At 58.9% G+C, this 14,058-nt stretch carries 12 protein-coding genes; 5 read left to right on the top strand and 7 right to left on the bottom strand.

All coding sequences use genetic code 11. The features are described 5' to 3' along the window. Nucleotides 1-788: 788 nt before the first annotated feature. From ABIA42_RS02360 to bioB, 5 genes are all read right to left on the bottom strand, one after another. Nucleotides 789-2,054, bottom strand: coding sequence for an adenosylmethionine--8-amino-7-oxononanoate transaminase (locus tag ABIA42_RS02360; protein ID WP_011084894.1), 1,266 nt, complete (start codon nucleotides 2,052-2,054; stop codon nucleotides 789-791). Then, entirely contained in the window at nucleotides 2,051-2,686 is a 636-nt protein-coding gene (bioD, locus tag ABIA42_RS02355; RefSeq protein ID WP_011084893.1) for a dethiobiotin synthase, read from the bottom strand. Before bioD ends, ABIA42_RS02360 begins: the two co-directional genes overlap by 4 nt. Beyond that, nucleotides 2,683-3,837 carry an 8-amino-7-oxononanoate synthase gene (locus tag ABIA42_RS02350; RefSeq protein ID WP_011084892.1) on the bottom strand — a complete coding sequence of 385 codons (1,155 nt, stop codon included), beginning with the start codon at nucleotides 3,835-3,837 and terminating at the stop codon, nucleotides 2,683-2,685. The genes bioD and ABIA42_RS02350 overlap by 4 nt, the downstream gene beginning before the upstream one ends. Nucleotides 3,838-3,913: 76 nt before the next feature. After that, entirely contained in the window at nucleotides 3,914-4,267 is a 354-nt protein-coding gene (gene panD / locus ABIA42_RS02345) for an aspartate 1-decarboxylase (RefSeq protein WP_028144145.1), read from the bottom strand. Between the two features lie 7 nt (nucleotides 4,268-4,274). Then, nucleotides 4,275-5,312 carry a biotin synthase BioB gene (bioB, locus tag ABIA42_RS02340; RefSeq protein ID WP_370115704.1) on the bottom strand — a complete coding sequence of 346 codons (1,038 nt, stop codon included), beginning with the start codon at nucleotides 5,310-5,312 and terminating at the stop codon, nucleotides 4,275-4,277. Between the two features lie 114 nt (nucleotides 5,313-5,426). Between bioB and ABIA42_RS02335 the strand changes: the two genes are divergently transcribed. From ABIA42_RS02335 to ABIA42_RS02320, 4 genes are all read left to right on the top strand, one after another. After that, entirely contained in the window at nucleotides 5,427-6,062 is a 636-nt protein-coding gene (locus tag ABIA42_RS02335) for a GntR family transcriptional regulator (protein WP_011084889.1), read from the top strand. 135 nt (nucleotides 6,063-6,197) lie between these two features. Further along, nucleotides 6,198-6,515 (top strand): Dabb family protein, encoded by a 318-nt coding sequence (locus ABIA42_RS02330; RefSeq protein WP_011084888.1) that lies wholly within the window; start codon nucleotides 6,198-6,200, stop codon nucleotides 6,513-6,515. A gap of 153 nt (nucleotides 6,516-6,668) precedes the next feature. After that, nucleotides 6,669-8,063 carry an aminodeoxychorismate synthase component I gene (gene pabB / locus ABIA42_RS02325; RefSeq protein ID WP_028144144.1) on the top strand — a complete coding sequence of 465 codons (1,395 nt, stop codon included), beginning with the start codon at nucleotides 6,669-6,671 and terminating at the stop codon, nucleotides 8,061-8,063. Then, nucleotides 8,060-8,656, top strand: coding sequence for an aminodeoxychorismate/anthranilate synthase component II (locus ABIA42_RS02320; protein ID WP_014497769.1), 597 nt, complete (start codon nucleotides 8,060-8,062; stop codon nucleotides 8,654-8,656). The genes pabB and ABIA42_RS02320 overlap by 4 nt, the downstream gene beginning before the upstream one ends. Before the next feature lie 670 nt (nucleotides 8,657-9,326). Here the strand turns inward: ABIA42_RS02320 and ABIA42_RS02315 are convergent. Both ABIA42_RS02315 and ABIA42_RS02310 read right to left on the bottom strand, forming a co-directional pair. Then, nucleotides 9,327-9,800: a hypothetical protein gene (locus tag ABIA42_RS02315; protein ID WP_011084884.1), complete on the bottom strand. Its 474-nt coding sequence runs from the start codon at nucleotides 9,798-9,800 to the stop codon at nucleotides 9,327-9,329. Further along, complete coding sequence (locus tag ABIA42_RS02310) at nucleotides 9,797-9,976, bottom strand: hypothetical protein (protein WP_231088691.1); 180 nt, start codon at nucleotides 9,974-9,976, stop codon at nucleotides 9,797-9,799. The genes ABIA42_RS02315 and ABIA42_RS02310 overlap by 4 nt, the downstream gene beginning before the upstream one ends. A gap of 436 nt (nucleotides 9,977-10,412) precedes the next feature. Between ABIA42_RS02310 and ABIA42_RS02305 the strand changes: the two genes are divergently transcribed. Continuing rightward, nucleotides 10,413-13,223: a DUF5695 domain-containing protein gene (locus ABIA42_RS02305; protein WP_145642578.1), complete on the top strand. Its 2,811-nt coding sequence runs from the start codon at nucleotides 10,413-10,415 to the stop codon at nucleotides 13,221-13,223. Nucleotides 13,224-14,058: the final 835 nt, after the last annotated feature.

Genomic DNA, 14,058 nt, shown 5'->3' with positions numbered 1-14,058 from the left:
GCCGTAAGCGCAGCGAGAGTCGCGGTCGAGTAGATGTCGTCGCGAACGCGCTCAGACCGCGCCAGCCTGCTGGCCCTGTAGGCCGTGAAGTCGATTATTTTTGCCGATGTTTCTGTCACTTGATTTCCACGTGCTCTAGAGGGCCACTCGAATTCTCTGACCAGGGCCGTACCGGCACAACTCAGTCCATTCCTAAGCCGCTCGAAGCCAACGAAGCCATTTCTGATCGGCCTCCCGCCGCGCCTTGAAGCGGTTGACGCATCTCTTCGAGCAAAGAGCCGTTCGCCAGCAGTAATGGCGGATCAGCCCAAACTTTCCGCCGCATATCGCGCAGCAAGTGGCTGAATGGTCGAGGGAATTACGGAAGCCAATGTGCATTCTCGCCTCCTGTCAGACATTTACCTAGGAAGCCCCGCTGCCCTCTGACCACAGCACCACGCGCGCACCGAAGGTGCGGCCCGCCCGGCGGTCCGTCTTCCTGGTTGTTGCAGCCATCAAGAGCCTTGACTCTGATGTGCGGCTGCCTCGCGAAGCAGTACTTTCCGCAGATAGCCTCGCCGAGAATTTGGTCAAGATAATTGATTTCTCTATCGTGATTTACGCAATTCGCTCGACATTTCGGTCAAATGCTGCGCCTTGCATGACTAGCCCGCAGAATTACTGCGGCAGTTGGATCGGGAGCGCTTAAGTTGGGGGCTGCATCCTCGTTGCACTATCAAAAGCAGCAATACGGGCACTTTCCCTTCCAAGATCCTGTCACTGCAGACGATCGCACAGTCTCGTGCATCTCACATCAGCAAGTCAGCAGCGTCGCGGATGGCAGTATAGATTTCATCAAGATCGGCCGCCGTAACGCAGTAAGGCGGCATCACGTAGATCGTGTTACCGAGTGGGCGTAACAGCAGATCCCGCGCTTGGAAGAAAGCCAAAAGCCTCGGACCGATGTCCGCCAGATAGCCAGCATCGCGCGTGTTGAGTTCAACCGCTGTGACTGTTCCTGTGCGCCGCACGTTTGCGAACCGTGAATCGAGGCGGAACGGCGCGAGTGCCTGTTCTTGCATCCTCGCCAAGGATGCCAGCCGCCAGCGATACTCCTGATCCTGCCATAGGTCCAGATTAGCCTTGGCGGCGGCACAGGCCACTGGATTGGCCGTATATGAGCTCGAATGAAAAAACGTACGCGTGCGATCTTCAGAATAATGCGCATCGAAAATATCGGCACGACACAGTGTGACGGCGAGCGGCAGCGCCCCAGCCGTGAGGCCTTTCGAATAGCAAGCAATATCGGGCGTGACATCGGCCTGCTCACACGCAAACAAGGTACCCGTCCGGCCCCAGCCTGTCATGACCTCGTCCGCAATGAACAGGACGTCAAAGGCTTCGCAAATCCGCTTCATCTCTCTTAGCACCGAGGGCGAATACATCAGCATTCCACCGGCACCCAATATCAGGGGCTCCACGATAAAGGCTGCGGGATGTTCGTTTCGACACGCGTTTTCAAGCGCATCGAGAGCTCTTTGCTCACAATCTCTTGCCGGGAACGGAATCGAGGTCACCTCGAACATCAGCGCCCCGTAGGCCGCATTGAAGATGCCTCGGCTACCTACCGACATCGCCCCGATCGTGTCGCCATGGTACGAGTGCTGCATCACCACAATTTTGGTTCGCTCTCTTCCGGTATTGCGCCAGTAGCCGAGCGCCATTTTCAGCGCGACTTCGACGCTGGTGGACCCGCTATCGGAGAAGAACACATGTTCGAGCGCTGGGGAGGTGACCTTCAATAGTTCCGTCGCAACCTGCTCAGCCGGGTCGTGAGTGTATCCGGCGAAGATGACCTGGTTGAGCTTGCCTGCCTGTTCTCGGATCGCGTTCACGATGCATGGATGGCAATGGCCGTGGGTCACGACCCACCAGGAGGAGATTGCATCGATAAGGCGTCGGCCATCTTCGGTGTAGAGATAGGCCCCTTCTCCCCGGACCACCTTCGTCATATCCCGCTGTAGAGCATGCTGCGTGAACGGATGCCAGATCGGCGACCTCTTAGCTGTCTTCATAGGTTCAGGAAATCGCTGCTAACAAAGGAGTCTTTGAAAGCGGCCTGCAGCCTATCGTTTGTGAGGGGAACAAGCCACGGGAGCCGTCCCAACCAACGCACTCTCCCGATCTCGCAAACCGCGCTTTCAGTTTCGGCGTTTCTTTCGCCAATGAACGCAATCCCAAGGATTCGAATCTGACGCTTCCGCAGAGCCTCTATGGAGAGCAGGGAGTGATTGATTGTGCCCAGTCCCGTCCTTGCGCAAAGCACGACGGGAAGCTGCCAGCGCTCGAAGATGTCGATGTAAAGCGTGCGCGCTGTCAGCGGCACCATGAGTCCGCCGGCGCCTTCGATCACGAGTCGCCGCTCGCCGCTGTCCGGCAGTCCAAGCGTCTCTGTATCTATGCGAACGCCGTCGATCTCCGCTGAGTGATGGGGCGACGCGGGCGTCCGAAGTCGATAGAGCTCCGGGACAATCCGATCGGACGAGAGGCCACCGAGGCGGCGGATGCACTCGGAGTCGATCTCTTGTTCGAGTCCAGCCTGGACCGGCTTCCAGTAATTCGCGCCGAGAAGCCCGGCGAGCCCTGCGGAGAATACCGTTTTGCCGACCCCGGTGTCCGTACCAGTCACGACGATCCGTTTATTCATCGAAACGAGCCCCTCGTCACCTCAACCAGCGCATCGAGCATCGCGCGCACGTCCGCTTCGCCAACATTGAGTGTCAACGAAATTCGCAAGCGGGCGGTGCCTGCAGGGACGGTTGGCGGCCGAATTCCGCGGATATCGAAGCCGCGCGCCTGCAGAGCAGAGGCAAGTCGCATTGCATGAGCATTGTCACCTACGATGTAGGGCACGATCTGAGAGGTCGATGGTGTGCGCAAACCAAGCGAGGTGATCTGCCGATGCGCGAACGCAACGAGTTTGGCCAGCCGTTGCTGCCGCTCCGGCTCTTTCTGCAGGGTGAGGAGTGCCTCTCGAACGGCAACGGCCATCAATGGTGATGGGGCGGTGGCAAAAATAAACGGACGGCAGCGGTTGACCATGAAATCGCGCAAGATGCCGGAGGCCGTAACAAGTGCACCCGCCGCACCGAGCGCTTTGCCGCAGGTATGAACGACGATGAGATTTTCGCGCTTGTCATAAGGGGCCGTGAGCCCTCGTCCTTGATGCCCGTAAGCGCCTGTGGCATGTGCCTCGTCCACGATCAGAAACGCGTCTTGGCGATCGGCGATTGCCACTAGCTCTTCGAGTGGAGCGAAGTCGCCATCCATACTGTAGAGACTTTCGGCCACAATCCACACGCGGCCCGCTCCACCTTTGTTTCGCCAGGCGCGAATTGCGTCTTCGACTGACTGGGGATCATTGTGCGCGTGAATTCGACACTCTGCGCGACCGGCCCGCGCCCCCTCGTGAATACTGGCGTGCACGAGCGAATCGAGAACGAGCAGATCGCCGCGCTGCGGGAGCGTTGTCAGGAGGGCAAAATTTGCGATGTAGCCGCCTCCAAAGAAAAGCGCTGCCTCCGCGCCAAAGAACTGAGCCGCTTCTGTTTCGAGCCGTTCATGCTCCTCGCAATTGCCGCGCAGAAGCCGCGACCCGCCGGCTCCAACCGGAGTGCCCGCCTCGAGCGCGGCGACCATCGCCTTTTTGATGCGCGAGGCGTTCCCGAGCGCCAGATAGTCGTTCGATGCGAAATCGATCCCCACGCGCGGCTTGAGGCAGCGCAGCCGTTTATCTTCGTTCAAGGCATTCAACGCTGCGACGTAGGGACTAAGTCTTGCTGTCTGGATCGACCGCATTCATCACTCCGAGGATCGCATCAAATCACGCAAAAGATGCGTTGGCCGTTTAAGAAGGAAGGATGGCCCGTTAGGTTCAACTTGCCAGGATGCGATTATCTCGGTCCACACGCACAACGCGTGGCTTGAACTTCTTTGCTTCGGCCTCATCGAATGAGGCATATGCAACGATAATGATCTTGTCTCCGGGCATCACCAGTCGGGCAGCCGCACCGTTCAGGCTCATCGTACCAGACATCGGCGGCGCCTCGATCACGTAGGTGGCAAAGCGCGTCCCTGTTTCTACATTGTAGATTTCGACGCGCTCGTTGATCACCATTCCTGCTGCCTCCAGGAGCGTACGATCTATCGAGATCGAGCCTTCATAGTGCAGATCAGCTTCGGTCACTGAGGCGCGATGGATTTTGCCCTTCATCAAAGTTATCTGCATTTCTCACCTAGGCTGGTGTAGGGGCAACATATTGGGCGCGCTGCTTCCGTCTGGCGAGCCCGGACGTGATGCCGAGCCGGGCCAGCAGATCCGCGTCGCGATCAACTTTCGGGTTATTGGTGGTCAAGAGCACGTCGCCGACGAAGATTGAATTTGCGCCGGCCAAGAAGCAAAGCGCCTGCAATTCATCGGTCATGTATTGCCGCCCGGCGGACAAGCGAACCACACTCCTCGGCATCATGACCCGCGCGGTCGCCAGCAGCCGGACCAGCGCGATCGGATCGGGAGGCTCCGCGGTGTCTTCCACCGGTACGCCCTCAATCTTGTTCCACAGGTTGATCGGCACGCTTTCGGGATAGTTGGGAAGATTGGCGAGCAACACGAGCATACCTAGGCGGTCCTCGACGCGCTCGCCCATGCCGATAATCCCGCCGCAGCAGATCTTGATGCCGGCATCGCGCACATGCGCCAGCGTATCGATGCGGTCCTGGAGGCTGCGGGTGGTGATGATCTTGCTGTAAAACTCGGGCGATGTGTCGACGTTGTGATTGTAGAAGTCAAGGCCGGCCTCGGCGAGGCGCGCGGCATGCTTCGGTGTCAGCGTGCCGAGCGTGACACACGTTTCCATGCCGAGACCTTTGACCGCGTTGACCATGTCGCAGACGGAATCAAGATCGCGATCTTTTGGCGTGCGCCAGGCCGCGGCCATGCAGAAGCGCGTAGCGCCGGCATCCTTCGCGCGCTGTGCGGTCGCAACCACATCGGCGCAACGCATCAGACGGGTCGCTTTCAGGCCGGTCGCGTAATGCGCGCTTTGCGAGCAGTAGCCGCAGTCCTCCGGACAGCCGCCGGTCTTGATGCTGAGCAGGCTCGCAGTTTCGACGTGGTTTGGATCGAAGTTCTTGCGATGAGCGCGCTGCGCCTGAAGCATCAGGTCGGCAAAAGGAAGGTCGTAGAGCGCCTTAGCCTCTTCGACGTTCCAATGATTACGAACCTGCGCCCCGTTGCTAGCTTTCTTTCGTTGGACTTGCACAGCAGCATCCATAACCCAATCTCGCTCAGTTGTAGATAATCGCGTGAATTATCTATAGTCATCGCCCTCGAAGAGATGCTAATCGAGCTGCCTCGCAAATGCACCGATTATTGCGGTAGATAATCTATGATCACTGCTGACAACATGACGATGGTCGCGCGCATCGCGGACTCAATCGCTGAGCGCATTATCAGCGGCGCCTTAGCGCCAGGCGCACCACTCCGTCAGGATCACGTTGCACGAGAATTCAATTCCAGCCACGTCCCCGTGCGCGAGGCCTTTCGGCACCTGCAGGCACAACATCTTGTTGTCGCTGTGCCGCGTCGCGGTGTTCGGGTTGCCCCGCTCGATACCCGTTCAGTGAAGGAGATCGCCGAAATGCGCGCCGCGCTCGAGGTGGTGGCATTGCGCCATTCGGGGCCAAGACTGACAACAGCTCATTTGGCTCAAATCGAGCTCGCCCTAATCGAAGGAGACAATGCAAAGACGATCGAGGAGTTTGAGATGGCCAACCGCGCCTTTCACCAAGCCTTGGTCGCGCCGTGCGGAATGCCGCGTCTGCTCGCGAGCCTCGATGGATTGCAGCTTGCCAATTCTCGATTGGTGTTCGCGATGGCGCGATCGGTGGGCTGGCGACCGCGCTCCAATCAAGATCACCGCCTGATTCTGCAAGCCCTGCGAACGCGCAACGTCGATCACGCCTGTAACCTGCTCACGCGGCACATTCAAACCATTGAGCGACTTGCCCTTCCGGCGTCCTGAGCAAATCTGGCAAGCTCCATTGCAGATCGCCGACGGTTGCAAGCGACGATCATGCGGCAAGCGACTAGCCTCATTGCAACCGAATCTATTCCCAGATAGTTATGGCACCCGCTAGCGACATCTCCACGGACGGCCATGATTCGTCACATCGTTTTCTTCAGCGCCAAGGACGAGGCGCATATCCACCAGATCATCGAAGGTCTTTCGCTTCTCAGCACGATACCGCATGCGCGCCGGCTTGAGGTTGCCCGTAACCGCAAGACCGATCAGCTCGGCAACGATATCGACATCGTGGTCTATGGTGAGTTCGACAGCGAGACAGAGCTCGCAGCGTACAAAGCGCACGATCTCTACCAGGAATCGATTAAACGGGTCCGACCGCTCCGCGAGCTGCGGTTCGCGGCCGACTACGATGTATCAACAGATACCCCTTTCGCCTCCACGGCAGGATGATCCTGGTGCTGTCGCAGCAAAAAGTCCGCCGCCGGCGTAACTTGGCAATGGGCCTCATGTTTCGGCCCAGCACAGATAAGAGTCATTCTCATCGGTGGGGCAACAGATGGAACGGCACTTTCACGACGTCAGCCGCCTGTGACCGATAACCCGATGTACGTTCGCGAGTTGCAGTGGGTTGAACCTGTCACAGCGATGCGACGTCTTGGGCATCGATCGCATCTCACGTTTCTCGATAGCGCAGCAAGGCACGAGCTGCTTGGGCGCTACTCATATCTAACGTGCGACCCCTTCAGCACCTACAGGGTCGCGAACGGCCAAGCCAGTTGGAACGGACTGACTCTCGAGGCCGATCCATGGAAGGTCCTTCGCACGCTACTCGCGAAGTACCCGCAAGAGCATCGTCCCGATCTCCCGCCATTCCAGGGAGGAGCGGCAGGCTACCTTGCCTACGACATGAACAGGACATTGGAGCGATTGTCTGCCCCGCCAATTGCCGGTCTGGGTTTGCCCCAATCCATCCTGCATTTCTATGACGTGGTCATCAGCTTCGACCACCGGGATAACAAATGCTGGATCGTCTCGACCGGATGGCCGGAGCAGGATCGCGTGCGACGGAGCGAACGAGCGCTTCGTCGAGCCGACGAGTTTGCAGCATTGCTTGCCGGTCCAAACGCGCCACAGAAGGGTTGTCCCAGCAAAGCGGGCGCGTGGCGCTCGAACTTCAGCCGCGACGGCTACATTGCGGCGGTACAACGCGTGATCGACTTGATTCTCGCGGGTGACGTGTTCCAGACAAATATTGCGCAGCGTTTCAGCACCCGCCTGTCGACCTCGTTTGATCCGCTCGCCTTCTATTGCCAGCTACGATCATTGAATCCGGCGCCTTTTGCGGCCCTGCTGCGATGGGGAAAGCTGACCATCGCATCAAGTTCGCCGGAACGATTCCTGAAACTTGAGGGGCGACAAGTCGAGACACGCCCCATCAAGGGCACGATAGCGCGTTCGCCTGATCCCAAGGAAGACCACCGCCGTGCGGCTGCTCTCCTCGCTTCCGAAAAGGATCAGGCCGAGAACACGATGATTGTCGACCTTTTGCGTAACGATCTGTCACGCGTTTGCACTGCGCATTCGGTCGGGGTTCCGGCCCTATGCAATCTCGAGTCCTATGCCTCGGTGCACCATCTCGTGTCGATCGTTACGGGGAAACTTGCCGGAGACGAAGACGCCGTTAGCCTGCTCCGCGCTTGCTTTCCCGGCGGCTCCATTACGGGAGCGCCAAAGCCGCGGTCGATGGAAATTATTACAGAAATCGAGCGCATAGCGCGAGAGGTCTATTGTGGGGCGATCGGCTTCATCGGCTTCAACGGGCACATGGACACCAGTATTGCGATCCGCACTGTCACGATCGACGGCGACCTGGCTGTGTTTCATGCGGGCAGCGGTATAACGGCCCTGTCGAAGCCCGAGGCCGAATACGAGGAAACGCTCACCAAGGCAGAGCGAATCTTTGATGCATTTGGTACTGAACCAGCTGGTGCATTTTGATTGTCATCGTCGATAATTACGATTCCTTCGTGTTCAATATTGCCCGCTATTTCCACAAGCTCAGTGAAGCAACGGAAGTGATCCGAAACGACGCTATCAGCATCAGCGAGCTCGTTGGTCTCAACCCGCGCGCGGTGGTCATATCGCCCGGCCCCTGCACCCCAACTGAGGCAGGAATATCGACAGCAGTGGTTCGCGAACTTTCAGGACGCGTACCAATTCTCGGCATCTGCCTTGGACATCAGTGTATTGCAAGCGTTTTCGGAGGACGGGTGGCGCGTGCGCGTCGGCCCATGCACGGTCGGCGCTCATACGTTGCGCATGACGGCCGAGGGTTATTCAAGGGACTGCCAACCCCGCTTGACGTCGGACGCTACCATTCTCTTATCGTCGCGCTTGATCAGTCATGTGCGCAGAACCTCGTAGTGACAGCGCGTTCGGAGGAAGGCGAGATCATGGCCCTCACGCACGGCTATTATCCCACCTATGGGGTCCAGTTCCATCCCGAGTCGATACTTACCTCACAGGGGCACGTCCTGCTTAAGAACTTCTTGCGACTCGCACAGGATTTCCGAAACCGCGCGGAGCAATGAGAGGCTCGGCCTGCCAATCAAGATGGTGGACCGTCGGTTTTCGACGTGGTTGGAAGGCGAAGCCTCATATGGCAGGCATTTTGTGGTAATCCGCGCTGTTCCGTGCTTGGCTCTGCAGTCAGCGGCCCGCCTCCGACGGAAACCAGCCCCTGCGGTTTCGAGGGCCGGACGTCTCTCTTGGCCGGCTTGGATGTGGTGCGCGCGGGGGGCAAAGAAGCAGCAGGAGCAGGAGAAGCAACAGGCGCCGGATTCTGCAGCCCCTCGATTCTTTGGGTCAGGGTTGCGATCTGATCCGAGATCCGCCTTAGCTCGGCTTGCTGCGCATCGACGTTGCGATTGAGCTCGGCAATTTCATCGGCTGTCTTCTGCTGCCCTGATTGGATCCATAAAAGGACGTCCCTATGCTCAGGTGACAAGCAAAGCGCGCGAGGCACGACTTCGTGCGCCGGCGGCGCCTCGCAAACGTTTCGATATTCGTCAAAAAATAGGCTCCTCCGGCGCCCGGTTCGCCGCGCTTGTTAGAATCTCTTGTATTTTCTCGGCAACATTTGTTCTTTCTGGAAAGGGAATCAAGTCCTTCACTCATTCACTAAACACATTACTTTGGTCCGCTATTTGACTACGCGTTCTTGTCATTTCGCGATAAACCTTCCTTCTCTTTTTGTATCTTTCAACAATATTGCTCTGCTCCGCCGTCTTTAGCCCTCACTGAAGTACGCGCGGTAGTCTCGATGCGCGGCGAATTCGCATGGTCCTGAGCGCAGAAGGGACAGATCTCAGTCTCTTCGCCCTCGATGCGATGCATACCATCGCCCACCCAGCGTTCGTCTGCCTCGCCGATCGCAGCGAAATGTCGTTGCACTTGTGCAACGGCGAGAGCTTCCAGGTCCGGAAGATTTCGGCCCAAGAGAGTGTTGATTTCGACGACATCGAAATGTCGGCAGGCCCATCTCGTGAAAGTCGTGGTGACGTCGCAAAGCATCAGACGATTGCGCGGCAGAGAGCGCGCGCTGCCTCCGCAACCGCATCGGCAATATTTGGTGATTTCCTTGAGGGCACAGAAGTCGTCGACGCTCAGCCTGCCTCGCGCTGGTGCCGGAATGGCGCCCTCGCGAGCGCGGAGCTCACGATTAATGTTCCTCATGTCCCAAGCTGGCCTACATCCAGTCCTTCCGACGCACTACAAATCACAAAATTTACTTGCTGACCCAACCAGTCGCCTTGACCGGCAAAATGTAACAACGACTGGTGTTGCGCTGCTCTCCGTTCAGGAGCCGTGATGGCGGCCATCGGCTCGACACTCTTGCGATCGCAAGGCATCATCAGACCGGCGGAGTAATCGCGAAGCGGTTTGGCTCGGCCTCCGTCCCCGATCACGCTCGTAAAACCCTCAACATACGCCGAAAACCTCGACGCGACGTCCCCCATTTTACCCGACCCATCTCAGCCTCTCCGCACGCCGAATAGATGAGTCTTCTCAAAAATAGGAATCTTCTCGGTAAAAGCCGCGACACTCTGATTAAGTAAGACTACGCAGTAGTGAGCAGGCAGTGGAAGCCGCGCAATGTCGAGGGGCGGCGCTCGGCCGAATGCCTCAGGCGCGCCGTGAACTTTGTCATCGACCGGGTCTTTGCCATTGGCAACTAGGCCCAAGAGCAGCTTGGCCTCCTTGCGAGCAAGCTCTGGTGTCCAAGGGCACCGTGAGGACCGATGGTGACGAAGCGGTGGCAACCGAACGCTGGGTACTTGAGAACGTATGTCGCTTTGTCGCGTTGACGTTTACGGCGGGAAACGGCACGCCTTGATCATCCGTATGGAGCGATACCGGATACGGTTGATGACGAAGTCTAAAGCCATGTCTAAAGCCTGGACGTATACGCGTCGTACGATGCTGTTGGGCAGTAGCTTCTTGGGTAGCGCGTTTTTCGGGGGCGTTACGCTGCCTACACCCAATCGGCCGCAGCGCAAGGTTGCCATGGTGTTGAAGGCGGTCGACTCTCCCTTCGTCGTTGGGTGCACACAAGACGGCATTACCTCCTTGCGTTATCGTAACGATGCGTATGACACGGATTATGTTCTGCCTGGAGCCGTGCTGGGGACGGCTCACGCTAGAGTTCGGCGTGCCGGATCCGAGTGGCATACGCTTCGAACCGGCGTTGATGCAACGAAGCCGATGCATAGCGCGGCCCTTGAACTAGCAGCCCGCGATGCCGGCGTCCTTCTCACGACCCGCCTCGCAGTCGACGAGGCTGGATTGACGTGGGAGATCATGCTGCGGAACGACGGCATGGCGAGCGTGGAGGTTGGCGACCTCTATTTTCCCATGCCGATGAACACCGAATTTCCGGCAGGGCAACCGGCATCGGTGGCTGTTTTGAAGCACAGCTTCGTCTCGGGGCATGGATCGCACATCTTCTGGATTCGCGGCAACAGCACCGGCCCCTTCCTCATGCTCTTACCGGAAGCGGACACGTCACTGGAATATTGGGATGTCCACAAGGATTCGGCCGAAGCCAGTGGGACGTGGTGCGCCTACATCTTGGGCGGAGCGGCCGCCGGCGAGGCAGTGGCGGCGGGGACTCGCTGGCGACAGCCGACGCATTCCCTGTCCCTGTCGCCGGCCGAGCAACGGCGTTACCGTCTCCGCTTCCAATGGGTTGCCAATTACGAGGCGGCGCGCAGGGCTATCGCGGACGCCGGTCTGGTGGACGTGGAAGTGATGCCGGGCATGACGGTTCCCAATGACCTGCATGTCGACATCGCGCTCGCGTCCTCCATTCCGGTGGAGCGAATCGAAGCGGAATTTACCGGCGACACGGTGGTGCAACGGTTGCCGGATCGGGCTGGCAGGCGCCTGTGGCGGGTTCGCTTTTCGCGATTGGGCGAGAACCGGCTGACCCTGCACCAGCCGGGTGCGCGCCAGACATTTCTTGAATTCTCCGCTACCGAGCCCGTCGAGACGATGATGAAGAAGCGCGCAACCTTCATCGTGAAGCGGCAGCATCGTGACCCGTCCAAATGGTACGACGGTTTGTTTGGCGAGTGGAATATGGAGACGCAGGTCCTGCTTGGCCCGGACAATTACGACCGGATCAAGGGTTGGCGCATCTACGAGGTGACGTGTGACGATCCCGGGCTGAGCAAGCCCGCTTACCTCGCGACCAAGAATGCCGAGCATCCTGATGTGGCGGAAGTGGCGGCGCTGGATCGGTATATAGACACGTTCGTCTGGGGCGGGCTGCAACGTACCACACAGGAGGCATACGCCTACGGCCTCTACGGCATACCCGATTGGAAGCAGAACAGGGAAAGCAGCGATCCCGGCCCGAAGGGTCGCCTGCATATCTGGCGGCCTTATGACTATCCGCACATCTTCGCGATGTATTTGGCCATGCACCGCATCGCGCGTGACCATCCCGCGATACCCACCCGCCAGAGCGCACGAGATTATTTGGTACGCGCCTACGGTACGGCGCTGGCCATGTTCACGGTGCCGATGCGCGTGGTGATGTGGTCTGCCTACCGCACCGGCTTCTACAACGAATGTGTGATCCCCGAACTGGTTTCGGCGCTCACGACGGCGGGCTTGACGCGCGAGGCGGCGACGTTGGAGGCGCACTGGGCGCGTAAGGTGCGCGCCTTCGTCGATCCGAAGGCGGACCTGTTCAAGTCTGAATATCCGTTCGATTCCACAGCCTTCGAATCAACGCAGGCACTGGCGCGCTCGGCCCTTGACGACCCTGTCGCCATGGGGGTTTCGAAGGCGGCGGCGCGTGCCTTCTCGGAGCGTCAGATCGCTGCAAATCTGTTCTGCCGTGGCTGGCTGGAACCTGCTTATTACTATCTGGGCAGCGATTATCGCCACACTGCGGGCGACGCCTATACGCTGACTTACATGGCGCAGATGGGTGGCTGGGCGCTGCTTGATCATGCGCTGAACGATGCAGACGACCCGCATCCGCTCCTTCGTCTCGGCTATGCCTCACAACTCAGCGCGTGGGCTTTGCTGAACAGCGGCCCTGCGTCGGCGGGTCATGGCTATTGGTATCCGGGCGAGGAGAATGACGGCGCGGCCGGTGGCGGCTTCGAGCCGGCGCCGAGCGGCACCACATGGCTCGGTCAGCCGCATCACCGTGGAACGTGGTATTACTCGTGCGAGATCGACCTGGGATTTTGTGGGGCGGTCCGCGCTGCTGCGACGATCGTTGCCGACGATCCCATCTTTGGGCAGGTTTGTCACGGTGGCATCATGGAGACGTTCGCTCACACCCTGCGTATCTGGCCACGTGATGGCGTGCGGCGACGGCTCAACGTGCGGCTCCAGTCTCTTCGATTGGACTTGGTGCTGCTCGACGCGCGATTCCGGGCGGATCGACCGATCATTCTGAATTTGGGGGCGGGGTGGATCAGCCTTACGCCTGAGCCCTTTGCCCCATCTGGATCGGGAGTGTCGTTCGAATTGCGGTACGATGACGGGAGAAAGCGCAAGGAAGTCATCGACATCACGGACAGCCAGCTCGTCGTCCGCTTGCCTGCGGCGCGCTTACCGCGGGTTCAGGTTCGCTAGACTCTAGTGTTGCCGATTATGGGGTGCGATCGGCACTTATGGCCTGCTGTTCCACGCGGCTTCCGAGCCGATGACGATCATCCCGGCAAATCCCGAGCATCTCGGCGCACGTATCCGCATCACCGCCGTGCTGCATACCTCGGGTTCAGCGCCCGTGGACGCTTTTCTCGCCGGAGGAGGCGCCGGATCTCCACGACCTGACCGGCGCTGCGTTAGCCCAACTATACGCGCTCTACGAGACGACGGCCGCGCAAGGCGATCTCCGCGTCAGCAAACAGGTCCGCGCGGTTCACCTGGAATCACAGAACTTAAACTGAAAGTCGCTGACGAAGGATACCTCGCCAATATCGGTCCCGGTCGGCTTACGCGTTCGCGTGCCGCTTCTGGCGTTCTTAAACGATCGAAATTTACTGCTGCGCCCGCTTGGGGAATACGATCTACGTCGTGCCCCCGTCTTGCGTCACAGCGGCAGACCTCGACGAAATCTACACCGCAATAAATGATACAGCCGATGAGCTGGTATAGAGGGGCCGCAATCTATCCCCGAAAACACGCCAGTGCCGATACTCTGTGGAGTGACGCAGAACGTGTAATCGCCGGAGAGACCTGTGAGAGCCTCGATCCCAACCCGCAGGAGCAAGGATATCGTCTGAAGACTAGAGCGGCGTCAAATGAAGAGTGCTCTCGATGAGAGCGCTCGGGAGCACAGATCGATCTCAAATATCTTCGAAGCGACGAGCCCGTTCCGCACTGTCTTTCCACCTGTTGAGGCAGCAAGGCTTCCGGTAGCCAAAGTGAGACCGGCGCATCGTGCGCTTCGGCCCATGACACCGCG

It is taken from the genome of Bradyrhizobium sp. USDA 327 (assembly GCF_041262065.1).
Lineage (GTDB): Bacteria > Pseudomonadota > Alphaproteobacteria > Rhizobiales > Xanthobacteraceae > Bradyrhizobium > Bradyrhizobium liaoningense.
This window is presented reverse-complemented; position numbering and strand designations above follow the sequence as displayed.

Bases quoted from the DNA above. Each gene is read 5' to 3' on its own strand.
- ABIA42_RS02360 (WP_011084894.1), bottom strand. From the start codon at position 2,054: ATGAAGACAGCTAAGAGGTCGCCGATCTGGCATCCGTTCACGCAGCAT.
- bioD (WP_011084893.1), bottom strand. From the start codon at position 2,686: ATGAATAAACGGATCGTCGTGACTGGTACGGACACCGGGGTCGGCAAA.
- ABIA42_RS02350 (WP_011084892.1), bottom strand. From the start codon at position 3,837: ATGCGGTCGATCCAGACAGCAAGACTTAGTCCCTACGTCGCAGCGTTG.
- panD (WP_028144145.1), bottom strand. From the start codon at position 4,267: ATGCAGATAACTTTGATGAAGGGCAAAATCCATCGCGCCTCAGTGACC.
- bioB (WP_370115704.1), bottom strand. From the start codon at position 5,312: ATGGATGCTGCTGTGCAAGTCCAACGAAAGAAAGCTAGCAACGGGGCG.
- ABIA42_RS02335 (WP_011084889.1), top strand. From the start codon at position 5,427: ATGATCACTGCTGACAACATGACGATGGTCGCGCGCATCGCGGACTCA.
- ABIA42_RS02330 (WP_011084888.1), top strand. From the start codon at position 6,198: ATGATTCGTCACATCGTTTTCTTCAGCGCCAAGGACGAGGCGCATATC.
- pabB (WP_028144144.1), top strand. From the start codon at position 6,669: ATGTACGTTCGCGAGTTGCAGTGGGTTGAACCTGTCACAGCGATGCGA.
- ABIA42_RS02315 (WP_011084884.1), bottom strand. From the start codon at position 9,800: ATGAGGAACATTAATCGTGAGCTCCGCGCTCGCGAGGGCGCCATTCCG.
- ABIA42_RS02310 (WP_231088691.1), bottom strand. From the start codon at position 9,976: ATGCCTTGCGATCGCAAGAGTGTCGAGCCGATGGCCGCCATCACGGCT.
- ABIA42_RS02305 (WP_145642578.1), top strand. From the start codon at position 10,413: ATGTCGCTTTGTCGCGTTGACGTTTACGGCGGGAAACGGCACGCCTTG.